General features: G+C 67.1%; 3 protein-coding genes and 1 pseudogene. 2 read left to right on the top strand and 2 right to left on the bottom strand.

From position 1 onward, the window contains the following. Positions 1-878 (bottom strand): annotated as a pseudogene (hpnD, locus tag RMO40_RS03915) (presqualene diphosphate synthase HpnD); the annotation flags it as partial. Further along, positions 875-1,732, bottom strand: coding sequence for a squalene synthase HpnC (gene hpnC / locus RMO40_RS03910; protein ID WP_309716588.1), 858 nt, complete (start codon positions 1,730-1,732; stop codon positions 875-877). The gene hpnC and the pseudogene hpnD, both read right to left, overlap by 4 nt. Positions 1,733-1,937: 205 nt before the next feature. Between hpnC and RMO40_RS03905 the strand changes: the two genes are divergently transcribed. Then, a complete protein-coding gene (locus RMO40_RS03905) occupies positions 1,938-3,074 on the top strand; it encodes an efflux RND transporter periplasmic adaptor subunit (RefSeq protein WP_309716585.1) in 1,137 nt (378 codons plus the stop codon). 33 nt (positions 3,075-3,107) lie between these two features. Further along, on the top strand, positions 3,108-3,353 hold a 246-nt coding region (locus tag RMO40_RS03900; protein ID WP_309716582.1), incomplete at its 3' end, for a hypothetical protein.

Below are 3,353 nucleotides of genomic sequence, written 5' to 3'. Positions count from 1 at the left end.
CCCAGCCGCCCCCGACAACGGCCACGCGCCGCGCTGGCCGCAACAACGGCCTCGCCAGTTGGTGCGCAACGCGATCCACAGCTTGCGCAGCGGCGTGAGCGAGATGCGTTGGTGCAGCACCTGGAAACCGCCGGCCTCGATTTCGCGCAACAGCGTGCGGTAGATGTTGGCCATCATCAGACCCGGCTTCTGCGCCTTGCGATCGGTATCGGGCAGCAGCGCCAGTGCTTCGTCATAGATGCGGTGGGCACGCTCGGCCTGGAACTTCATCAAGGCGGTGAAACGCTCGCTGTAGCCGCGGTTGAGCACCTCGTGCGCCTTGACGTCGAAGCGCTGCAACTCCGACACCGGCAGGTAGATGCGGCCACGGCGGGCGTCGTCGCCAACGTCGCGAATGATGTTGGTGAGCTGCATGGCCAGGCCCAGCTTGTGCGCGTACTGCACGGTGGACGGCGACGTGCGGCCGAAGATGGATGAGGCCACTTCGCCCACGACGCCGGCGACCAGGTGGCAGTAGCGCTCAAGGCCCGCGAAGTCGAGGTACCGGGTCTGATCAGGTCCATCTGGCATCCCTCGATGACGGCCATCAGGTGTTCGGCGCGGATGTCGAAGGCAGCCGCATGCGGCATCAGGGCCTTCATCGCCGGGTGGCTCGGCTGGCCCGCAAAACTCGTCGCAACCTCTTTGCGCCACCAGGCAAGTTTGGTGGCGGCAATGGCGGGGTCGTGCACTTCGTCGACCACGTCGTCGACCTCGCGGCAAAACGCATAAAACGCCGTGATCGCCGCACGCCGCGGCGGGGGTAGGAACAAGAAGGCGTAATAGAAGCTGGAGCCGCTGGCGGCGGCCTTCTCCTGCACGTATTGCTCGGGTGTCATGGCCGTGCCTCACGCAGTGAGCTGGAGGTGGGCGCTTTCATGCGCAGTGCGCGCCACAGCAGCAGCGGTGCGTCGTACCAGCGCAGCGTGGGCCGAGCGAGCAGGCTGCCGTGCTTGATGTGTTCGATCTTTTCAAGGATGCGCAAACCGCCTTGCACCACCAGGCGCAGCTCCCAGCCGGCGCGGCCGGGCAGGGCGTGCACGAGCGGGGCGCCGCTGTGCATCAGCGACTTGGCCCAGGCCACCATCTCGGCAACGAGTGCGCGCGTGCGGGTTGAGTCTTCGCGCGACAGCAACGCCGCCAGCGGCACTCCGAGGCGTGCGCAATCGGCGAGTGGAACGTAGGCGCGGCCACGCTGGGTGTCGACGCTCAGGTCTTGCCAGAAGTTGGCCAGTTGCAGCGCAGTGCAGATCTCGTCGGACTGACGCAGCTGCACGGCGCCTTGCACGCCATACAGATGCAGCAGCAATCGCCCGACCGGGTTGGCCGAGCGGCGGCAATAGGCCAGCAGCTCGGCGCGGTCGGTGTAGGTGCTCTGGTGAACGTCTTGCTCGAAGGCGCTGAGCAGGTCTTCGAGCAAGGTCAGGGGCAGGGCGTGGCGATCGATGGCTTGCTTCAGCGGGGTGAACACCTGCGGCCATTGGGTGCCGGGCGCCGCGCCCCCAGCGGCGGCATGCAGCTCGGCGCGGTAGGCGGCAAGCGCCGAGAGGCGCTGGGCGGGGAGGGCATCACCCTCGTCGGCAAGGTCGTCGGCGGTGCGTGCGAACCAGTAGATCGCGGCCACCGTGGGCCGCAGTGCGGGCGGGCACAGCACCGAGGCAACGGGGAAGTTTTCGTAGTGATTGACGCTCATGGGGCTCAGATTTGAGCGCGCATTGTCGCCGTGGAAGGTGGTGCGCAATGTGGCACGAAGCATGACCCCCGCGGTGTTTGACAGCGCCCAATCGGCCGAATACATTACTGACCAGTCAGTCAGTTATCGAGCCTGGTTTCCGATTGCTGCACCGCACATTGCCCGCTTCGTTCACGCTTTTGCCCAAGCTTTCGCCGAGGTTCCCATGCGTTTCACCCTGCTCATTTCACTGCTCAGCGCCGCCGTTTTGACCGCCTGCACGCAAGCTCAGCCGCCGGCCGCGCCCGTGCGCGCGGTGCGCACCCTGATCGTATCGGCCGACAGCGCCGGCGGCACCTACGAATACGCTGCCGAGGTGCGCGCCCGAACCGAATCTCGCCTCGGCTTCCGCGTGGGCGGCAAGGTCGTGCGCCGCAACGTCAACGTGGGCGACACGGTGAAAGCCGGCCAGGTGCTGGCCCAGCTCGACCCGCAAGACCTGAAGCTCGGTCAAGACGCTGCCCGCGCCGGCATGGTGGCGGCGCAGGCCAACTTCGATCAGGTCGCGGCTGACTTCAAGCGCTTCAAGGAGCTGCGCGATCAGGGTTTCATCAGCTCGGCCGAGCTGGAGCGGCGTGAAACCGCGCTCAAGTCTGCTCAGGCGCAGCTCGACCAGTCACGCGCCCAGTCCAGCGTGCAAGGCAACCAGGCGGGTTATGCCACGCTGGTGGCCGATGCAAGCGGTGTGATCACCGCTGTCGACGCCGAGCCCGGCATGGTGGTGGCAGCCGGTGCGCCGGTGGTGCGCCTGGCCCACGACGGCCCGCGCGACGTGGTGTTCAACGTGCCAGAAGACAAGGTGGGCCTCATCAAGGCGCTGGCCACCCAGCCCGGCCGGGTTTCGGCGCGGCTGTGGGGCGCCAGCCAGGAGACGCTGCCAGCGCGCATCCGTGAAGTCGCTGCTGCAGCCGACCCGGTGACACGCACCTTCGTCGTCAAGGCCGATCTCGGCCAGACGCCCGCCAACCTGGTGCGCCTGGGGCAAACCGCCACCATCGTCGCCGACATGCCCAAGGTGGCTGGCGTCAACAAGCTGCCCTTGTCGGCCTTGAGGGAAGAGCAGGGCCGCACCACCGTGTGGGTGGTCGACAAGGCGACGATGACCGTGGCCTCGCAAACCGTGCAGGTGGCCGGCGCCGAAGGCAACGAGGCCGTGGTGACGAGTGGCCTGAAGCCTGGCCAGCTGATCGTGACGGCGGGTGTGCACGTGCTTAACCCCGGTCAACAAGTGAAGCTCTACGTCGACCCTGCCGCACCGCCGGTGGCCGCCGCCAACGCCGGTACGCCGGTCACGGTGAAGTGAAGCACGCATCTCTGGGCATCACTTGAGCATCACATGAGCACCACACCCCCCGAGACAACGCCCGTGCGCGCCGCGCAGCGTTTCAACATCTCCCAATGGGCGCTGGAACACCCGGCCCTCACGCGCTACCTGCTGGTTGTGCTGCTGCTGCTGGGCCTGGCGGCCTACTTCCAGCTGGGGCAGGACGAAGACCCGCCGTTCACCTTCCGGGCCATGGTCGTGCAGGCGTTCTGGCCCGGCGCCACCGCGTTGCAGATGGCCGAGCAGGTCACCGACAAG

This window comes from Rhizobacter sp. (genome assembly GCF_031412075.1).
Taxonomy (GTDB): domain Bacteria; phylum Pseudomonadota; class Gammaproteobacteria; order Burkholderiales; family Burkholderiaceae_C; genus Rhizobacter.
Note: the sequence above shows the minus strand (reverse complement) of the source record. Positions and strands in the feature narration are given on the sequence as shown.